General features: G+C 68.5%; 14 protein-coding genes and 2 pseudogenes. 6 read left to right on the forward strand and 10 right to left on the reverse strand.

Annotated features, from left to right (window positions below):
* Nucleotides 1-91 precede the first annotated feature (91 nt).
* The gene (locus ACRRRO_RS14585) at nt 92-223 is read right to left on the reverse strand and encodes a putative transporter small subunit (protein ID WP_424796903.1); all 132 of its coding nucleotides are present in this window, start codon (nt 221-223) and stop codon (nt 92-94) included.
* A gap of 19 nt (nt 224-242) precedes the next feature.
* Nucleotides 243-2,000: a sodium:solute symporter family protein gene (locus ACRRRO_RS14590; protein WP_424796904.1), complete on the reverse strand. Its 1,758-nt coding sequence runs from the start codon at nt 1,998-2,000 to the stop codon at nt 243-245.
* A gap of 341 nt (nt 2,001-2,341) precedes the next feature.
* Between ACRRRO_RS14590 and ACRRRO_RS14595 the strand changes: the two genes are divergently transcribed.
* Both ACRRRO_RS14595 and ACRRRO_RS14600 read left to right on the forward strand, forming a co-directional pair.
* Nucleotides 2,342-2,953 (forward strand): class I SAM-dependent DNA methyltransferase, encoded by a 612-nt coding sequence (locus tag ACRRRO_RS14595; protein ID WP_424796905.1) that lies wholly within the window; start codon nt 2,342-2,344, stop codon nt 2,951-2,953.
* Between the two features lie 208 nt (nt 2,954-3,161).
* Nucleotides 3,162-4,064 (forward strand): annotated as a pseudogene (locus ACRRRO_RS14600) (MFS transporter); the annotation flags it as partial.
* 282 nt (nt 4,065-4,346) lie between these two features.
* Here the strand turns inward: ACRRRO_RS14600 and ACRRRO_RS14605 are convergent.
* Nucleotides 4,347-5,573, reverse strand: a complete 1,227-nt coding sequence (locus tag ACRRRO_RS14605; protein ID WP_424796907.1) for an amidohydrolase family protein — start codon at nt 5,571-5,573, stop codon at nt 4,347-4,349.
* A gap of 2 nt (nt 5,574-5,575) precedes the next feature.
* A complete protein-coding gene (locus ACRRRO_RS14610; protein WP_424796908.1) occupies nt 5,576-6,820 on the reverse strand; it encodes an amidohydrolase family protein in 1,245 nt (414 codons plus the stop codon).
* A 134-nt stretch (nt 6,821-6,954) separates the two neighbouring features.
* On the opposite strand from ACRRRO_RS14610, the gene ACRRRO_RS14615 reads away from it, so the two are divergent.
* From ACRRRO_RS14615 to ACRRRO_RS14625, 3 genes are all read left to right on the forward strand, one after another.
* On the forward strand, nt 6,955-7,821 hold the full coding sequence (locus tag ACRRRO_RS14615; protein ID WP_424796909.1) for a MurR/RpiR family transcriptional regulator: 867 nt from the start codon (nt 6,955-6,957) through the stop codon (nt 7,819-7,821).
* A 128-nt stretch (nt 7,822-7,949) separates the two neighbouring features.
* A complete protein-coding gene (locus ACRRRO_RS14620; protein ID WP_434080473.1) occupies nt 7,950-9,398 on the forward strand; it encodes a sodium:solute symporter family protein in 1,449 nt (482 codons plus the stop codon).
* Nucleotides 9,395-10,117 (forward strand): HAD-IA family hydrolase, encoded by a 723-nt coding sequence (locus tag ACRRRO_RS14625; protein WP_424796911.1) that lies wholly within the window; start codon nt 9,395-9,397, stop codon nt 10,115-10,117. Before ACRRRO_RS14620 ends, ACRRRO_RS14625 begins: the two co-directional genes overlap by 4 nt.
* Nucleotides 10,118-10,290: 173 nt before the next feature.
* Here the strand turns inward: ACRRRO_RS14625 and ACRRRO_RS14630 are convergent, their stop codons facing one another.
* Together ACRRRO_RS14630 and ACRRRO_RS14635 are read right to left on the reverse strand one after the other, a co-directional pair.
* Nucleotides 10,291-12,330, reverse strand: a complete 2,040-nt coding sequence (locus tag ACRRRO_RS14630; protein ID WP_424796912.1) for a CocE/NonD family hydrolase — start codon at nt 12,328-12,330, stop codon at nt 10,291-10,293.
* Nucleotides 12,331-13,389, reverse strand: a complete 1,059-nt coding sequence (locus ACRRRO_RS14635) for an ATP-grasp domain-containing protein (protein ID WP_434080474.1) — start codon at nt 13,387-13,389, stop codon at nt 12,331-12,333.
* A gap of 60 nt (nt 13,390-13,449) precedes the next feature.
* Here ACRRRO_RS14635 and ACRRRO_RS14640 point away from each other — a divergent pair.
* Nucleotides 13,450-14,779, forward strand: a pseudogene (locus ACRRRO_RS14640) (ISL3 family transposase).
* A 7-nt stretch (nt 14,780-14,786) separates the two neighbouring features.
* Here the strand turns inward: ACRRRO_RS14640 and ACRRRO_RS14645 are convergent.
* The 4 genes from ACRRRO_RS14645 to ACRRRO_RS14660 form a co-directional block, all read right to left on the reverse strand.
* A complete protein-coding gene (locus ACRRRO_RS14645; RefSeq protein WP_424798282.1) occupies nt 14,787-15,056 on the reverse strand; it encodes a hypothetical protein in 270 nt (89 codons plus the stop codon).
* A gap of 205 nt (nt 15,057-15,261) precedes the next feature.
* The gene (locus ACRRRO_RS14650; RefSeq protein WP_424798283.1) at nt 15,262-16,356 is read right to left on the reverse strand and encodes a substrate-binding domain-containing protein; all 1,095 of its coding nucleotides are present in this window, start codon (nt 16,354-16,356) and stop codon (nt 15,262-15,264) included.
* Between the two features lie 53 nt (nt 16,357-16,409).
* Nucleotides 16,410-18,545, reverse strand: a complete 2,136-nt coding sequence (locus tag ACRRRO_RS14655; RefSeq protein ID WP_434080475.1) for a hypothetical protein — start codon at nt 18,543-18,545, stop codon at nt 16,410-16,412.
* Nucleotides 18,545-19,894 (reverse strand): hypothetical protein, encoded by a 1,350-nt coding sequence (locus tag ACRRRO_RS14660; RefSeq protein WP_434080476.1) that lies wholly within the window; start codon nt 19,892-19,894, stop codon nt 18,545-18,547. Before ACRRRO_RS14660 ends, ACRRRO_RS14655 begins: the two co-directional genes overlap by 1 nt.
* Between the last annotated feature and the right edge of the window lie 16 nt (nt 19,895-19,910).

A 19,910-nucleotide genomic window follows, 5' to 3' on the forward strand; every position in this document is an offset into this window, starting at 1 on the left:
ATTCACCGGTGGCTGGGTGGCTGGGTGGCTGGGTGGCTGGGTGGAACTTACCGTCGGTATTTCGGTTGTCCGGCCCATCCGGCGGATGCTGTCAGATGATGCCGCGGCCCTCCCGTCGGGCCTGCAGCCACTCGCGGATGAAGGCCCGGAAGATCACGAGCATCACCCCGGCCACCAGTACCGGCCAGGTCAGGACGTAGGCGGTCAGTAACCACACAGGCATATCGGTTGCTCCTTCCGTCTCAGCGGGCACCGGCCGGGGCCGGCTGCTGGTCGGGATCGTCATCGGGATGGGGCAGGGCGGCGACGTCCGGGGTGAGCCCGGCCCGAGCCGGCGTTCCGGGAGAGGGGAGTGCGTCGTCGTCGCTGGGGTCGAAGTCCCCCACGCGGTGCTTGATCACGGAGAAGTCGAAGCGCTGCTTGCTGCGCCAGGACATCGCCGCACACACGATCGTGGACACGGCGTAGGCGATCAGGGAGGCGCTCAGCGTGGCGTAATCGTGCAGGAAGCCGATCGCGAACGGGGCGGTGATCAGGGTGGCCGCGGCGCCGACGATCTTGGCGACCCGGGCTCCGAAGAACCCGAAGGCCATCAGGCCCAGCACCACTCCGACACCGATGACGGCGAGCACGTCGCTGATCAGGCCGGTCAACCCGGTCATCGGGACCCAGCCGAAGCGCACCGGGATGAACACCGCCAGTGCGGTGATCACGGCGGTGGTGAAGGCCCGGTTGGTGACCTTCTCCCAGTAGAAACTGGCGATCACGGGGAACACCAGTGCGCCCCACAGTGCGCCCACGAAGACCAGCAGGTCCAGGATGTTCATCTGGAAACTGGCCAGCGTCACCGCGATCGCGGTAGCCAGGATCATCGTGAGCCGGCCCGCCATGATCATGACCTTCGGGTTCGCCCGCTCCTTGCCGGCCACGTTCTGCCCGTAGATGTCGGCCATCACGATCGAGCTGAGCGCGGACAGGTCCGAGTCGGCGGTGGAGGACAGCGCCCCGATCACCATGACGAAGAACAACACCAGCAGGGCCGCTGGCAGGTAGGAGGCGGCCATCTGGGGTATCAGGTTGTTCGGATCCCCGCCCATCGGCTCCAGCCCCAGGTAGAGCGCCAGCACCCCGAGCATGCCCACCCCGATCACCATCGCTCCGTAGCCCACGGTGGCGGTGATGAAGGTCTTCTTGATCAGGTCCTGGCGCACCGCGAACAGGCGCTGGGCGATGGTCTGGTTCCCGATCGCATAGGCAAGGACGGCCGCGATGTAGGGCGCCCCCTGGCGCAGGAAGGCCTCGGAGGAGAAGAAACTGGACTGCTGGGCGGTGAGGTTGTCCGCGCCGGCGGTGAAGGCGGTGGGGAAGTCGGCGGCGAAGAAGATCGCCGGCACTATCACGGCGACAGCGCCCAGCATGGCCATCACCTGCATGAAGTCGGTGAGCACCGAGGCCCGGAATCCCGACCAGAGGGTATAGAGGAGCACGCCACCTGCCACGGCGAAGACGCCCTGGAGGAACGTGAACGGCGACAGCAGTGCCACCAGCGCACCGCCGGCGATGAAGTTCGACATCAGCGAGATCACGCTCCCCACCACGTTGGAACCGGCCAGCATCAACTGGCTGGAGCGCCCGTGGCGGGCGAACATCACCTCGGCCAGGGTGTGCGCCCGGGGCGCCACCTGGCGGATCCGCTTGCCGAAGGGGTAGATGAACAGGATCATCAGCGCACCCCACAGCCCGTAGTGGATCGGACCGGAGATCCCGTAGGTGTACCCCGAGGTCGCCGATGCGTACATCGAGGAGGCCCAGATCCAGGTGGCCGTCATCGAGGCGGCGGAGATGCCGAACCCGATCTTGTTCCCGGCGGTCATGTACCCGTCGGCGTTCTCGCGCTTCTTGGCGATTCGGGTGGAGACGAAGAAGGTGCCTCCGTAGAAGAGGATGATCAGCACGATGACGGTGATCGCCCCGAACTGGACAAGTTCTGGATCGCCCAAAGCGGTGCCTCCTTGTGAAAGTGTTCTGCTGTCGGATTCGCTCGATCGGCACGCAGGCGTGCAGCGGCTCGACGGTAGTCGTCGCGGCGGCGCAGCAGGCAAAGTCCAGTCCAGCCTCTCGGTCGCTCTCCGTCATGGGGCGATCGCTGCGAGGTCCTGACCGGCACTTGGCAGACGAATGGTCTTGCCTTGCCCTCGTTGGCACTGCGTTTTGGTGTGCCTATCGGACAGCAATGGACTGTACCATTTCACCGGTCTCCTATCCAATCCGCCTCAGGTGGTGCATCGCGCGGGCTTGGAAGGGTGCCGGGGGTCGGGTGAAGGCGTGCCAGAGTAGTGCCATGAGCACCGAGAGGTTCGACGTCAAAGCCGCCACCTGGGATGCCGACCCGGACAAACTCACTCAGGCGGGCGAGGTGGCCGGTGCGATCCGTGCGGCGGTCCCGCTGAACCGCAGCATGCGGCTGCTTGAGTACGGTGCGGGCACCGGGCTGGTCAGCCAGGGTCTCGCCGGCTCGGTCGGCCCGCTCACCCTGGCCGACAACTCCGCCGGGATGCGCGCGGTGATGCAGGCCAAGATCGCCTCCGGTGCCCTGATGAACGCCCGGGTCTGGGACCTGGACCTGCAGGCACGACCGGTTCCCGCCGAGAGCTTCGATCTGATCGTCACATCCCTGGTGCTGCACCATGTGCGGGACTTGGACTCGGTCCTGACCGGCTTCGCCCAGTTGCTCGTGCCCGGTGGCTACCTGGCCGTCGCGGACCTGGACGCCGAGGACGGGTCCTTCCATGACCACGACTTCGACGGCCACCACGGCTTCGACCGCGGTGAACTCACCGGCCGGCTCACCAGCGCCGGATTCGCCGACGTCCGGATGCAGGACGCCACCCGGATCCACCGGGACGGGACGCGGTACTCGGTGTTCCTGGCCACCGCTCGCCGGTCCGAATAAGGGGCGCCGGGCCGGACGCGGACGGCAACAGGGCGGATCCGTGCCGCATTGGTCCTGCGCCGGTGGCCGCGAGAGGCCATAATCGAGTCCACGTACACGCAGGGGAGCGATTGTGGCGAGGACGACGCGGCAAACGGGATCGGCTGACGACCCAAGCGCCCCGCAGCCGCCTGCGCCCGCAGCGACCGGCGGAGGCCTGGCCGCCCGGATGCTGGTGCTGGCCACGGTGGGATTCCTGATCAATTTCTGGTCCTGGGCGCTGCTGGGCCCACTGGGCAACACCTATGGTGACGAACTCGGGCTGACCGGGTTCCAGGTCGCGGTGGCGGTGGCCGTTCCGGTCGTCGTCGGTTCGCTCGGGCGCATCCCGGTGGGCGCGCTGAGTGATCGGCTCGGCGCGCGGGTGATGTTCCCCCTGGTGAGCCTGCTCGCGATCCTGCCGACCCTGTACGTGGGATTGGGCGCCAGGAGTTTCACCACCCTGGTGATCGGCGGCTTCTTCCTCGGTATCGGCGGCACATCCTTCGCCATCGGGATCCCGTTGGTGAACTCCTGGTACCCGCCCTCCCGCCGGGGCCTGGCGCTGGGCATCTTCGGCATGGGCACCGCCGGCACCGCGGTAGCGGCCTTCACCACCGTGGCGTTGCGCGAAGCGTTCGGGCCCGAGGCTCCGTTCGTGCTCGTCTCCGCGGTGCTGCTGATCTATGCGGTGCTGGCCTGGCTGCTGCTGCGTGACGCGCCGGGACGGGTGCCGGCGTCCGGGTCGATGCTCGCTCGCACCTGGAACACCCTCAAGTTGCCCGTCACGTTGCAGCTCTCACTCATCTACGCACTCGGCTTCGGTGGGTTCGTCGCCTTCAGCGTCTACCTGCCCACCTACCTGGTTAACGACTACGGCCTCGAGACCGGTGATGCGGCGCTGCGCACCGCCGGCTTCATCGTGCTCGCGGTGGTCGCGCGCCCGACCGGCGGTTGGCTCTCGGACAAGTTCCACCCGGTCACCGTGCTGACCTGGTGTTTCGGGATCGCCACCGCGATGGCGGCGCTGGCGGCGATGCGACTGGAGCTGCTCCCGGTCGGGACCGTCGCCTTCCTGGGGCTGGCGGCGACACTGGGCGGGGCCGCGGGTGCCTGCTTCGCACTGGTCTCGCGAATGACCCCGACCCGGGCAGGTCGGCTCGGTCACCGGCGTGGTGGGCGCCGCGGGCGGTCTCGGTGGCTTCTTCCCACCGCTGGTGATGGGCGCCGTACACGGCCTCACCGGGGCCTACACGATGGGCTTCGTGCTCCTGGCGATGAGTGCCCTGGCCATGACCGCCTTCGTCTGGTGGCCGGTGGGCAAGGCCGCCCGCGGCGCATCCTGAGTCCGGCGGCGCGTTACGAAGCGCAACCGTTACCGGGGCACCCTGCCGGCCTCGGCGCGACCGGGTCCGGGACCATCGGGCGCAGCGCCGCCGAGCACCCGCCCGCCCAGCACCACGTGCCGCGGGCGGGTCGCGGAGACGGGGTCGGTGAGCGGGTCCCCGGTCGTCACGACCAGATCCGCGGGCGAGCCGACCCGGATCCGGCCGGCATCCACCCCGAGGGCATCGCCGGCGCGGGAGGTCGCGGCCTTGAGTACCTCCACCGGTGCCAGCCCCACATCGCCCAGCGCGGCCAGTTCCCGGTCCAGGGCCGGGTGCGGCATACCCGGTGAGCCCGAGTCGGTGCCCGCGATCACCGGTACCCCGGCCCCGATCGCCATCCGGACGCTCTCGCGATGGGCGCGTACCACCGCGGCGGCCTTGGCCACCGCGTACTCCGGCGCGCTGCCGCCGGCGATGGTCCGGTACACCGCGAGCGTCGGGGACAGGACGGTGCCGCGTTCGACCATCGCGGCCACCACGTCCTCGGTCAGGAAGACCCCGTGCTGGATCACATCGATACCCGCCAGCACCGCGTTGCGGATCCCCTCGGTGCCCAGCGCGTGCGCGGTGGCCCGGACCCCGCGGCGGTGTGCCTCACCGGCCAGGGCGGCGAGTTCGGTCCGGGTGTACTCCGAGGCGCCGACCTCCTCACCGACCGCGCGTCCGTACACCCCGCCGGTGGCGCAGGTCTTGATGATCCGGGCACCGGCGAAGATCTGCTCGCGCACGCCGCGCACCACGCCGTCCGGCCCGTCGCAGAAGTTGCCCCAGAACGGGTCGTGCCCACCGGTCATCACCACGGTGCGGCCGGTGGCCACCACCTGCGGCCCGGTCACGTGACCCTCGCGGACCGCCTGGGCCACCGCCAACGACACGTCCCAGTTGCTGCCCAGGTCCGCCACCGTGGTCACCCCGGCCCCCAGGTGCGCCCTGGCGTGGGTGACGGCCCGGATCGCGGTGACCTGTTCGCCGTCGGCCGCTACCTGGGCGGCCGGGTCCTGGGAGGAGTCCCAGACCAGGTGCACGTGCCCGTCCACCAACCCGGGAAGGACGACGGCGTCAGGCACCTCCAGGACCTCATCGTCCGCTCCGGCGTGGGTGCTGCCCGGTGTGGCGAGTTCGGTGATCACCCCGGCGGAGCAGACGATGTCGGCGCTGCGCATGCCGGAGGACTCCCCGTCCCAGTAGGTGGCCCCGGGCAGGATGAGCGCCATCCTCAGAACCCCGAGGGACTCGTGGCCGCGGGCACGATGCGCCCGGCCTTGATGACGGCGGACAGGTGCGCATGCGGGTCGGCCAGCACCGCGGCGTCGGTGAGCGGATCGGCGTCGGCGACGAGCACGTCGCCGTGGGCGCCGGGTGCGATCACGCCGAGTCTGCCCTCGGCGCCGATCAGTTCGGCGCCGGTGAGGGTGGCTGAGCGCAGCACCTCCGTGGGGGTCTGCACCTGAGCGCGGATGGTGAACTCCTCGCTCTGGTGCGGGTGCATCGCGCCGAGCAGGTCGGTGCCGAAGGCGATCTTCACCCCACCGGAGTTCGCCAGGTCCAGGGCCTCCAGGCCGGCGTCGAGCACGATCGACACCTTGGCCTGGCTCTCCGGCGGCAGCCCGGCCTCGGCCCCCTCGCTCTTGAGGTAGGAGTAGGTCACCAGCGTGGGCACCAGGAAGGAGCCGGTGGAGTTGAACAGGTCCACCGAACTCTCATCGATGAGGTTGCCGTGCTCGATGCACCGCACCCCCAGTTCCAGGCCCCGGTTCACCGCGGCGGCGGTATAGGCGTGCCCGGTCACGTAACGCCCGGCGTTGCCGGCCTCCTCCACCACGGCGCGGATCTCATCGGCGGAGAACTGCAGGGAGTCGATCCGGTCGGTGGGCGAGGCCACCCCGCCGGAGAGCATCACCTTGACGTGGTCGGCCCCGGTGCGCAGCTGGTGCCGGGCGGCCCGGCGCACCTCGGGCACCCCATCGCACACGTGCCCGATATTGGGGCAGCAGGTGTGGTTGTCCAGAACCTGCCGCCCGGGGCCGCGCATGTCGGCGTGCCCACCGGTGGGGGACAGCGCCTTGCCTCCGAAGAACACCCGAGGCCCCTCCCACAGTCCCTGCGCCACGGCCGCGGCGATGCCGAAGTCGGCTCCGCCCACATCACGTACCGTGGTGAATCCGCGGCGCAGCATCGAACCGAGGATGCGGGAGGTCTGGGCGGCGACGTAGAACGGGGAGTCCTCGGCCTGGGCGCCCAGGTTCGCGGTCCCGGCGCTGACGTGCACGTGCGAGTCGATCAAACCGGGCACCACGAATTTCCCGGTGGCATCGATCTGCTCGGCGCCCTCCGGCGCCTTGACGTCGCTGCCGACGCCGGTGATCGTCCCGTCGGTGATGAGCACGTCGGCCGGGCTGGAGGTGCCGGCCTCCACATCGCACACACTGCCCCCACGGATCCACAGAGTTGCCTCGGTCATCACGATCTCCTTCGCGTCGGTGCGGGCCGGTGCCGGCGGCGCGGTGGTGCGACCGGCCGGGTCTGCGTCCTCATCTTCGCAATGGGACCACCAGGGAGCAACATCTGTTGCAGGCGCGCGGCATACTGGACGCCATGACCGAGGGTGCAGCGTGGCCGGCATGGGTGCGCGACCGCCTGGCGGGGCGCCGGCCCGGGCACGCCGCGGCGAAGGTGCTGGCGTTGCTGGCCACGAAGCAGCGGGAGATGTCCTATGCCAGCACCGCGGCGGCTGCGCGGCTGGCAGGGGTCAACGTGGCCACCGTGGTGCGCACCGCGCAGTTGTTGGAGTTCTCCGGCTGGCCGGCGCTGCGGGCGGAAGTACGTTCGCGCTTCCTCTCCGGGCTCTCCGCCGCGCAAGTGCTCTCCGAGCACGACCCCACCCCCGCCGGTCCGGCCCGGGCCACCGTGCTGCGGGAACTGGCCAACCTCCAGGGACTGTCCACGCTGATCGATCAGGACCAGGTCATCCGGGTAGCCCGGTTGATTGCCGACGCCCGGGTCACCCTGGTGCTGGGATCGGGAAGTTTCGCCGCCCCGGGACTGCAACTGGCGCACCTGGCCCAGACGATCGGCCACGACGTACGTCTGCACCAGGTGGGCGGGACGGCCCTGGTCAACGCCGCCACGCTGCTGCGCCCGGGCGATGTGCTGGTGGTCTTCCACCTGTGGCGCAGCCCGCGGGAGGTGCTCAACGCCGCGACGATCGCCGCCGAGGCCGGGGCCGCGGTGGTGGTGGTGGCCGATCACGTGCGCCCGGAGTTCGCCGAGCGTGCCACCGAGACCCTCCTGGTGCCCAGCGAGGGGGCCAGCATGTTCCCCTCGCTGGTGGCGGCGATCACGGTGGTGCAAGCGATCGTCGCCGCGCTGGTGGCGTTGGATCCGGAGGGTGCGGCGCTGGCCAGTGACCGCATCGAGGGCCTGTGGGAGCACTTCGACCTGTTCCCGCCGGTGGTGCGCTAGGCCCGGCCCAGCCGCCGGGGAAGGGCCGGACATGCGGCCGCAACATCTATTGCGCTCCGGTGGGATCGGGGGTTTCATGGAGGGGCCGCGCCCCAGCGCGACCCTCCCGATCAGCAAAGGTGCTCCCGATGCAGACCGTGCACATCGTCATCCTGATCCTGTACCTGGCGCTCATGGTGGGCGTGGGCGCGTGGTTCTCCCGCAAGAAGGTGATGGCCACCGGCGATGACTACATGTTCGCCGGCCGTTCGCTGCCGCGTCCGGTGATGGTGGGCACGCTGCTGGCCACCTGGGTGGGGTCGGGCACCATCATCGGCGGTGCCTCCTTCGCCTATGAGTACGGACCGCTCGCCTCGATCTTCTTCCTGGCCGGCACCCCGATCGGGATCGTCGTGCTGTACTTCCTGGCCAGGCGGATCCGCCGGTTGAGCACCTACACCGTGCCGGAGATGCTGGAGAAGCGGTACGGGCCCTCGGTCCGGCTGATCGCCGCGCTGATCACGCTGCTGGCCTACATCGGCATCACCGCCTACCAGTTCACCGGCGGCGGGTACATCATCAGCGTGATCACCCCGCTGAGCGCCGCGCAGGGCGCGATCGTCGTAGCGGTGCTGGTGACCTTCCTGGCCTTCGCGGGCGGGTTGAAATCGGTGGCCTGGAGTGACTTCCTGTCCGCGCTGGTGATCGTGATCAGCCTGATGGTCGCGCTGCCGATCATCTTCGGCGGTGAACTGGGCGGCTGGGGCGACTACTGGTCGCAGATGCCGGAGACGCACAACACGTTCTCCGGCGGGGTGAGCGCTCTCCAGTTGCTGGGCTTCTTCCTGCCTTTGTTCCTGCTCATCCTGGCCGACCAAAACATGTACCAGCGGTTCGGGGCCGCGAAGAACGAGAACGAGGCCCGCTCCAGCGCGGCCGGCTTCTTCTTCTCCTCCTTCCTGGTCACCGTGCCGGTGGCCCTGCTCGGGTCGGCCGCGATCGTGCTGTTCCCCGACATCGTCCCGGATACCGCGGTGCTGTCACTGGCCTCCGAGGGAGTGCTGCCGGCCCTGATCGGTGGACTGCTGCTGGCCGGGGCGCTGGCGTTCATCATCACCACCGGCTCCTCGTTCCTGCTCTCCGGCGCCGGCAACGTGGTCTATGACGCGATCCAGCGCCTGTTCGGTAAGGAACTGGATGGCCAACAGCGGCTGCGCACCCACCGCCTGGCGGTGCTGGGCATCGGCATCCTGGCCTACATCCTGGGCCGGTACTTCCCCACGGTGCTGGAGCTGCAGATGTACTCCTACACCGTCTATGGGGTGGCGATCGCGCCGCCGGTGCTGGCGATCTTCTTCTGGAAGCGTGCCTCCACAGCCGGAGCGCTGACCTCGATGCTGCTCGGGGTGGTGGTCACGATCGTGTGGGAGCAGATGGGCCAGCCCTATGATGTCAACGCGGTGATCGTGTCGCTGCCGGTGGCGCTGGTGTCGCTGGTGGTGATCAGCCTGCTGGTGCCGAACCGCACCGAACCCGAGATCGGGCCGGAGGATGCCCAGCCGGCACCCCGGCGCGGTGCAACCGAGGGAGAGATGTGAACCTGACCCACTACCGCGCACTGAGTTTCGATGTCTATGGCACCCTGATCGACTGGGAGGCGGGGATCGCCGATGTGCTGACCCCGTGGGCCGCTACCCAGGGACTGGCGCTGAACGAAGAGGAGTTGCTGGTCTCCTACGCCGCGAACGAGGCGGCCGTTGCGCGCGAGGAGCCCGGGTGGCGGTACCCGCGGGTGCTGGCCGAGGCGTTCCGGCGCACCGGTGTGGACCTGAACCGCACCGTCTCCCAGGGATGGGCCAACCGGCTGGGGAACTCGGTGCCGCAGTGGCCGGCGTTCGAGGACTCCGCGCAGGCGCTCGCGGACCTGGCCCAGCGGTATGAGTTGATCATCCTCTCCAACGTGCACCGGGACGGATTCACCGGCAGCAACGAGCAGTTGCGCGGTGACTTCGCCGCGGTCATCACCGCCGAGGATGTGGGTGCCTACAAGCCGGCCGATCCGCACTTCGAGGCGCTCGAGACCACGCTTGGGGACCTGGGCATCGAGCGCAACCGACTGCTGCACGTGGCGCAGAGCCTGTTCCACGACCACGTGCCCGCCAAGCGGCACGGGCTGGACTCGGTGTGGATCAACCGCCGCCACGATCGACCCGGCTGGGGGGCCACACCCGAACTCGCCGGGGGATGGGACTACCAGGCCGAGTACCCCTCGATGGCGGCCTTCGTCGAGGCGGTGCAGGAGGCCTTCGGCGACTGACGGTCCTGCTGCGGGCGAAGAATGCCATCCGGCTCGAGCGCCTCAGCGATCGCTACCGCCGGACGGGAACGGAGGTCACCGTCTTCGCCGACTCGGGACCCGACCCCGGTGCCCCGGATCCGGAGCCGTTGGCGGACCTGCTTGCTGCCCCGGCGGCCGGCTGAGGATTCCCGCTACACGTGGTCGCGCGGAATCTGCCGGCTCCACGTCGCCGAGTGCACGCGTTCGGGCCCGTGCCAGGCGTCCAACTCCGCGTACAGGTGGAAGTGTGTCGGTGAGCACGTCAGCACTGTGCGGGTGGTGGTGCGCGCTTCCCAATCGCCACGGGAGAAGCCCATCTGCCACAGGGTCTGGCCGCGCACGGAGTTGAAGTCACCGGAGGTGAAGGTATAGCGCTCGTTGGCATTGCGGTGCACGTTCAGATCGATGTCGTCGAAGCGCACCACCCCCAGATCCTTCACCACCTCCAGCGCACCGGTCAGGTCCACCATGTTCCGGCTCACCCGCCAGTCCTGCTCACCGGGTTCGATCTGCGTCACCTCCAGCGGCGGGGCACCCTCGGGTTCAGCGAACGTGGGCGCGTCCTCGCCGTCGTCCACCCCGAGGGGTCGAACCGGGAGCACCAGGGAACTGGTAGCCGGATGCACCGTCATCTGAACCGGCTCCGGTGGTGGCCACACCACCGGCCAGTACGACGTGGACACAGCCAGGCGCAGCCGGTGCCCGGGTGGGAAGGACTGCGCGATCCCGTTCAGCGGCACCCGCACCTTCAGGCGTTCCCCGGGAGTGAGGGCTGACGGCGAGTCTGAGCCGCTGTGATGGGTCAGGTTGCGTACGCCGTACGTCACCCGGGTCGCCGCACCGTCCGGTGCGACGTCGGACAGGCGCACCACCACCTGGGCCACCGGCTGATCCACCGACACGTCCAGTTCAGCCACCGGGGCCCCGAGCACCTCCAGGGTCTCGGTCAACTCCTCCCCGTTGAACACCAGGGACCCGCCGTCCTCCTCCCGTTGGTCATAGGGCATGTCCGGTGGGGCGTTGTAGGAGCACCACTTACCGGCGAACTGGCCCACAGACAGCGGGGACTTCACCGTGGAGGTCTGCGTGCTGATCTGGCTGGAGCCGGCTTGCTCCGGGTCCAGGATCTTGTACAGCTCCAGCGGGTAGACGCGCTCGGTGAGGCGCTGGCTGGGCCAGGTCGGCTCACCCACCCAGCGCCCCGGACGGTCGTCGTAGGTGGTGGCCGGGGGAGCGGCGTCCTGCATCCAGATGGTCAGTTGCGGACCGTCCATCGCGCCGTTGTCACGCTCGCCCTTCAACCAGTGGTCCCAGAAGCCCACCACCTCCTGCAGGAACCCGATCGCCGGGCCGGGCTGGCCCAGGTGCGGGTACTTGTGGCTCCACGGCCCGATCAGCCCGCGGGAGGGCACCTGCAGGCCTTCGAGCAACCGGAACACGGCATTGGAGTACCCGTCGGCCCAGCCGCTGACGGCGAAGACCGGCACCTCGATGGCGGAGTAGTCCTCGATCACCGAACCGTGCCGCCAGTACTCATCCCGGCGCTGATGTTCCAGCCAGGACTCCAGCCACAGGCCACTGCCCTCCAGGCGCTGCTTCCACAGGTCCAGCCAACGATCGCCCACGATCGCGGGGTCGGGCGGGCAGGAGTTGTAGGCGAACATCGTCGATGCCCAGGACAGGTTGTCCGTGAGCAGGCACCCGCCCATGTAGTGCACATCGTCGGTGTACCGGTCGTCGGTGGAGCACACGGTCACGATCGCGCCCAGGCTGGCTGGGCGCCGGGCGGCCACCTGCAGAGCGTTGAAGCCGCCCCAGGAGATCCCCATCATCGCGGTGCGCCCGCTGCACCAGGGCTGGTCGGCGAGCCAGGCCAGCACGTCCTCGCAGTCCTGCAGCTCCTGCTCCAGGTACTCATCCTCCAGGACGCCCTCGGAGTCCCCGGAGCCGCGCAGGTCGACGCGCAAGCAGGCGTACCCGTACCCGGCCATGTAGGGGTGGTGGATGGAGTCGCGTTGGGCGGTCAGGTCACGTTTGCGGTAGGGGATGATCTCCACCACGCCGGGCACCGGCTCATCGTCGGAGGCGACCGGCCGCCACAACCGGCCGGCCAGCCGGGTGCCATCGCGCATCGGGACCCACAGGTGCTCGGTTTCGCTCACCTGATGCGGCAGAGAGGTGACGGTGCGCACTCAGGCCTCCTCGTCGTCGTCGATCTCGAAGGGCAGGGCCTGCAGGAACTCGTCGTACTTGCGCTGCAGATCCGCGTCATCGGTGCCGGCGGTGATCACCTCGGCGAGGGCGAAGGAGTAACTGTCTTCGAAGTAGCCATCGGACAGTCTGCTGCCCTCGGTCACGACCACGTCCACCTTCGTTCCAGGCACGCGTTGCTCGAACTGCGCGATCTGCTCCGCGGTGGGCACCCGGCGCACGACGCCGTCGGCGAAGTGACGCAGGAACCACTTGGCGGCCACCGGGTAGGGGCCCTTGTCATCCGGGATGTGCGGACGCCGGCCCAGCCCCAGGGCCACCATCGCGGCGTGGTTCGGGACGCCGTCGACCATTTCGAACAAGGTGGCGTGCGCCTGGGAGTGGCGGGCGTTGACCTCCAGCAGCCGAAGCCGGCTGGTGCCGGGGTCCCAGAAGAACTCGATGTTGAAGGTGGAGTTGTCCAGACCGGAGGCCTGGATCACCTCGCGGGAGGCGTCGGCGACCTGCTCCACGACGCGGTCGGGCTCGCTGGAGGGGTAGGTGTAGCGCTGGAAACTGGCGCTGCCGGGGTAGGAGGTGGAATCGACCAGGCCGTAGATGTGGGCCTGCTGGTTGTGAATGAAGCCTTCGACGGTCATCTGCCGTCCGGTGGCCTCCTCCTCTGCCATGTAGACGGCGCCGCCGATCTGTTCGATCTCCGCAGGGAGGTCCAGCATCGCCAGGATGTCCTCGAAGGGCCGACCCATCCGCACCACGTCCTCGCGTGCGCTCGGGATCGCCTCGGCGAGTTGGTCGGCGTCCTCGACGTGGTAGGCACCCTCGGAGGAGGCGGACATGGCGGGTTTGATCCACGCCGGGTAGTCCACCCCCTGGGGCAGGTGCGGTGGCTCGGCCTCCAGGTCCAGAAGCCCGAAGGCCGGCAGGGCGTCGATCACCCGGGCCTGGATCAGGCGGTTCCAGTATTTGTGCTCCAAGCGCACGACGGCGTCCAGGCTGGCGGTGGGCAGGCCGCGCCGGTGGCACAGGATCGGCACCATCATGGCTCTTCAACTTTGAGCGTGGTGTGCCGTTGAGGTAGGGGCTCGTGGCCCTGATCCAACATGGGTGTTGTCAAAGCATCCAGTTGGAGAAGGGACCACGAGCCTGTGTGCCACGATACGCACCGGCGCGATGCTGCGTCGATTCTGTTCAACCTGCCCGGTTACCGGGTGATCACCGCCTCGCGGCGTGCCGATGGGCAGCGGGTGGTGCTGATCGAAACCACTGCCGGCGAGGACGGGTGTCCCTCGTGTGGGGTGATGTCGAACCGGGTGCATTCGCGCCCGGTCCAGCAGGTCAGAGACGTCAGTTGCGGCGGGCAGCCGGTGGTGGTGCGGGTGCGCAAGCGCCGATACCTGTGCGCCGAGCAGGTTTGCCCGCGGGGCACGTTCACCGAGGTCACCGAGGAGTTGCCGGCCCGGGCCAGGGTGACTACGCGCTTGGCTGCGACGGTGGCCGGGGCGCTGCGCACCGAGCCGCGGGCGGTCTTGGGGGTGGCCGGGGAGCATGGGTTGTCGTGGACCACAGTGATGCGCCTGGCCACCCAGACCTTGGATGTAGACGGGCACGCCGATTCGCGCCTGGTGCGCCGGCTGGGGATCGATGAGCACCGCTTCCGCAAGGTGCGCTATGTCCGAGACGCCGACATCGGGGCCACGGTGCGAGTAGAGCCGTGGTCGGTCGTATTCACCGACCTGGACACCGGCGCGATCCTCGACGTCGTCGACGGACCCCCGGGCGGCCGCAGTCAAGTCCTGGTTGCGGGCCCGGCCGCGGTGGTGGCGCAAACGCGTGGAGACAGTCGCCATCGACATGTCCAGTGAGTTCCGCTCCGCCGTTCGCGAGGTGTTGCCGAAAGCGAAGATCAGTGTCGATCACTGGCACGTGATCCGCCTGGCCAACCAGATGCTCACCGACGTGCGCCGACGCCGGGCCTGGGAGGTTCATGGCCGGCGGGGCCGGTTGATCGACCCGCCCTGGCGGTATCGCAAGTTGCTCACCTGCGCCGGGGACCGACTCTCGGTGCGCCAGCGAGAACGTCTCCAGGAGATCCTGGAGGCCGACATCGAACTGGCCGTGGCCTGGGGCATCAAGGAACACGTGCGCCAGTTGATGGCCACCCGCGACACCGCAGCGTTCCAACGGGCCTGGTCGGAGTTGGAGAAGGCGGTGCGGGCCACCCGCCTGCCCGAGCCGCGCCGGCTGTTCAAGACGTTGTCTGCGTGGCGCCGGGAGTTGCTCACCTTCTGCCGCACCCGCACCACCAACGCCCGAACCGAGGCGGCGAACCTGACCGCCAAGACCTTCAAACGCATCGGACGCGGGTATCGCAATCATGACAACTACCGCTGCCGCATAATGGCCTACACGACGTCACCAAAGGCGGCGTGAACACCCCTCACCACGCTGAAAGTGGAAGAGCCACCATCATCCTGGCCGGGAAGTCCCAGTAGGTCACGATCGCATCGACGGAGCCGGGGAAGGCCTCCAGTTGTGCCTCCGCACGGTCCAGCAGATCAGGGATGCTGACCTGACCCTCCTGCAACTCCGCCGGGGTGAGGAGGTAGTGGAAGGTGAGGTCCTCCGATCCGGGCACGGCGTGCAGGACCTCGAGGTTCGGCTCGTCCAGGCCGAGGACGAAGACGTTCTGGTTCTTCGACTGCGTCATGCCTCCGATCGTCACAGCTCAGTTGGGGGTACGCATCCCGGGGGAGTGGGGGCGGGTTGACGCTCCGCGTGAAGTGCAAGTACGAAACCTGGCTCCGGATCATTCGCCAGACAAGGCCAGGCCTGACGTGCTCAGCGGCCTCGTAGATGACGTCGTGCAAGGACAGGCGCAGCGTCGCGGTCGTCACGGCACCCTCCCCGAGGTCCTAGTGGACGGTCCGTGGACGGGGCTGAGCCAGGGGCTGGGTGGACATTCGCTCCCTGAGGGTGGGTAGCAGCGCGGTGCGCTGCGGACCTGCAGGGGTTGGCGTGTTCAGGTGCGCGAGGCAGGAGGTCAGCGCGGTGTGCCCGACCGCGAACTTGGGCGGTGAGACTGCGGTGACCGGAACGGGCGCCAGCGCGGAGACTTCATCGTCGAAGGCGATGATCTCCAGGTCCTGGGGGATCTGGATGCCGCGGTCCTGCGCTACTTCAAGCAGAGCTATGACGGCTTCGTCCGGCAACATCAAGAGCGCACCGATGTTCAGGTCCACCGCGGCGTCTAGAACCTCGCCCGCTCGAAGCAGGGCCTTGGCCGGGTCGGCGCCAGCCAGCAGGATCTGTACCTCAGCGAGATGCCCGCGCGGCCGCAGGGCCCGCACCGCGCGGCGCACCCCGGCGCGGACCGCCTCGGCGGTGGGGCTGGCCCGCCAGGCCAGCAGGAACCGGTCATGGTGACGCTCTACCAGTTCCCGGACGGCGAGCTCAGCGCCGTGCCGCTGGTCGCTCCGGACCGAACTCAGGGGCATGCCCGGATCGGCACGGTCCAGCGATCGCTCCACGATGATCACCGGGACAGGAAGGGAACTGAGGAGTCGGTACGTGGATGGATCCGCCGCCACGGTGTCCGCCGGCGTGACCAGCAACGCATCGACTCCGGTGGCCGCCAGGCGCCTGATCTGCTGCTGCTCCACCTCGCGGGAGTACCCGGAGATAGCCAGGATCAGACGCACCCCCGACTCGCCGGCGGCGACGTGAGCTCCTCGGATGATCTCGGGGAAATAGTAGTTCCGGGACGGGACCACCAAACCCACGGTCGCCAGTGGTGGTGTGCCCTGGCGGCTCGTCCTGCCCTGAGGTGGGCGGAGGGGGACTGCGCCGCCATGCACCCGTTGGAGGTGTGCGTCGGCCTCCAGCAGTTCCAAGTCGCGGCGGATGGTCATGGCCGCGACACCGAACTTCTGGGCTAACTCTCCGACGCGGACCGCACGGTGTAGCCGGAGTTCCCGCAGGATATGGTTGCGACGCTCCGCCGGGATCATCAGATCATCTTCAATGATCCGTGCCGCGCCGCACAAGGCGCCGCTCGGCGTGCTCAGGAATCGACCCGCACCGTGATCGTTCGGCCGGTGGTAGAGCCGAACTCGTTGATCAGTTCGGCTCGATAGGAGTAAGTACCCGGATCGCGATCGGTGACCGCGATCTGAACCTGCTGCGCCTGTGGTGTGTTGGCCTCCAGTGCTCCCCGGGCGATCTCCGCATCGTCCTCGTAGAGGACATACTCCGTGGCGTTCGTGCCCCACCACATATTCAGATCAACCGTGAAAGCGGGCGAGCGGCTCCAGTTGTCGTGGCTGAGTTGCGGAACTCCTGGCTCGGCGTCCCGCACGGTTACGGTCACGGGTCGGGTGGCGGTGGTGCCGGCGGAGTTCTCGAGTTCACCGGTGTAGATGTAGTCGCCGTTCGGGCGGCCCTGGATCCTCACCTCTGCGTTCTGAGCGTTCGGGCTGTCCATCTCCAGGGATTCGGTAGCGATCAGTTCATCGTTCTCGTACAACCGGAAGGTGCCCGCATTCTCGCCCCACCACATGTTCACGGACACATCGAAGTACCCGTCCCGCAGGCCATGGGCTCGTCCCTGGGTGGTCCCCAGGACGCCCACGCCCGGGGCACTGGTGGCGCCGTCGTCGCTGTCCTCGGTGGGCAGGGCCGTACCGGTGTCGAGGGTGTCGAAGTCGATTACCCTGCCGTCCAGGACCACCGTGCCGTCGTCGGCGTCGGTCAGGCTCAACTGTCCGGAGGCGGATGTGGCCAGCACGATCCGGAAGTCGGCCGACTCGCCTTCGGTGGAGATCCGTAGGGTCCCATCATCGATCACGATGTCGGGAGCGTCCGGACCCAGGACGAATCCGCTCAGCGCCGCTCCCTCGTCGTCGTTGAAGGTGAAGTCGGGTGATCCGCTGCCGGGATCGGTTGCGGTCTCGATTCGCACGCCCTGCTCGGGGCGCAACTGCCAATCCCACGTCCGTGACTGATCGTCGGCGAACCGGTCCCGTATGACCACGATCGCATCGGCGTCGTGCCCGGGCGCGAGATCCACGACCTGCTGCCGCTCGGCCAGGTTGACGCCGAAGTTTCCGGATCCGTCCAGGTGCAGATATCCGCCACCCTGATCGGCGTAACCGACCGACTCCAGCGTGACGCCGTCACCGGTGAGTGTCTCGTACTGATTACGGTACGGTTCCAACTCCCCGTCCACCAGTGGCTTGCTCCACAGGTTCGGTTCCGTGGCCGCGCGGGCTCCGAGTGTCGCCCAGGTGGTCCCGTGCCCCATCCAGGACAGGGAGAACGTCTCCGCGGCCGACCAGCCGCGGTGCTGAGTGTTCCGGTTGGAGGTGGCGATGATCGCATCAGAGGTGTCGGCGTACCCGGAGCGGAAGGCGTAGAACCCCGGCTCATCGTCCAGGATCGCTGTGAACGCCTCCGGCGCGCTGATCTGCGCCGGGTCGCTGCTGACCTCGGTGGGGTAGTACAGCATCGTCCACATCGAGTGCAGGTGGTCGAACTGCGGCCGGGGATGCTCGGTTCCCTGGACGTGGTCATAGGTGTGGCGCAGCCCGGGGAGCGCGCCCTCCGGCGTGAGCGGGAACAACAGGGGGAAGAGCCCCGACACCTGCCCGTTCGGACCGGAGACACCGAACTGGGCGACATCGCCGTCCGGGCGGGAGGAGGCAACGTGGAGCGCCAGGTTCCACCATTGCGGCCGCTCGACGTGCGCGTCGAGCACCTGGAGACCGGCGCTCTGGGCGAAGTAGATCGAGGGAAGCATGTACAGGCCGGTGTAGTGCAGGTAGTCCCAGCCTTCCTGGGTGTACCCGTGGTCGGTGTATCCCTGGTCCAAGTGCTGTGCGACCTGGTCGGTGACATAGGCGATCCGGTCGTCATACATCCCGAAGTCGCCATCTCCGCGCGCGGCGAGGAGAACCTGCAGTTCGGGCGCGCGGGTCACCCCGACCCAGTTGCTGGTCTTCTCTGTGTCGAACAGGGCGTCGTGGTGATAGGTGGAGAGTAGGTCGACCGACCGGGTCATGAGGTTCCGTACCTGGGCGCGCTGGTCGGTGTCCCATCCGTTGTAGGCCCAGTCGTAGACCGGCGCCAACGACAAGTTCGCCCGGCCCAGTTCCAGGCCCATGTTGACATCGCGGGCGACGACGAAGTCGGCTGCGCTCATCACCGCGTCGAAGGCGACCTGTGCCCACTGCTCGTCGCCGGTGACCAGGTAGGCGAACGCGGCGTCCCGGCGCGGTAGAGGCCTGCGCTGCCGTCGGGGCGGTTGTAGGGGCCGTCATCGCCAGCGTCCAGGCGGGTCATGAGGTTGTTCCATGCACCGGTGACGGTGGGTTGCTCGGCGTCCAGGTGCGCGCGGACTCGGTCGATCGCGTCCTCGCTGATCGACCTTGGGTGCTCGGCAGCACCAACCGTGGCGGTAGCGATCTCACTGTCGCCGGCGAGCAGTCGTACCCGCTCGCCGGGTGCGGCGTCGACCACGACGGCCCCCTGCTGGCCAGACACCGACTCACGTCCGTTCTCGGTGGCCAAGGCGAGGCCCTCCGCTGAGGCATCATCGGGCAGGGACCAGGCCACCCTGGCACCGTCCTCGGTCTCCAGTGCGGTCAGGGTGGAGATGACCTGCTCGCGCTCGAACGTCTCCGGCGTCGTGGTGGTGGCCGGGGGAGTGGTGGTGATCACGGAACCATCGGCGGCGTGGGCGACGACGACGTAGGTGTAGGTGGTGCCGGGTTCGGCCCCAGTGTCCGCGGTCGTCAGGGCGTGGGCTTCGCGCACGAAGGTTTCCTCGGACGGCTCCGGCGCCTCGCTCCCCTCGGTGCGGTAGACACGATACGCGTGAGCATCGTCGTCGTCCTCGGTCAGTTCCCAGAACAGATGAACCGGGCCGGCTGACGTGGCCGAGGCGGTCAAGGTCGCCTGGTCGACGGTTTCGGCGATCCGTACGTCGGCGAACCAGATTGTTCCGCTGGCGCGGTCCAGCATCGGTTCCACGGCCAGTTGCACCGCTTCCGCGGGCAGTTCGATGCGGGACTCGTAGGTGCGCCAGTCGAAGGTGCCTGTCAGGTAGGGGCCGGGCCGTGCGGGCACGACGGCGACGCCGTCTTCATCGAAGGCCTGCACACGCAGCATGCTGAAGCCCCCGGAGAGTTCCTCACCCTTGACCTGGGCGGTCACGGTCAGTTCACGTGGTGTCTGGGGGGTGACCGTGATCCGCTGCGTCAGGGCCAGGCGGGCGTCGGGCCCGGACTCGGAGGTGATCGAGACAGCAGGCCCGTCCTCGGGGCCGGCATCCGGCACGGCCTCGACGGTGGCTGCGCCCGCAGGGTTCCAGGTGCCCCACCCGTCGGGGTGGCCATCGCCGTTGGTATCGGCGAACGTGGGGTTGGTCAGTTCGGGGACGGCGGCCACGGCCGGGGTGGATGCCCCCAGTCCGATGACCACCGCCACGGCGGCGGCCAATGCCGCGTAGCGGAACCGGGAGTGGGTGGTGGTGTCGCGATCGGGTCGCATCAGCGTCCTTACTGGT

Source organism: Sanguibacter sp. Z1732 (assembly GCF_051020515.1).
In the GTDB taxonomy this organism is placed as follows: domain Bacteria; phylum Actinomycetota; class Actinomycetes; order Actinomycetales; family Beutenbergiaceae; genus CALKWS01.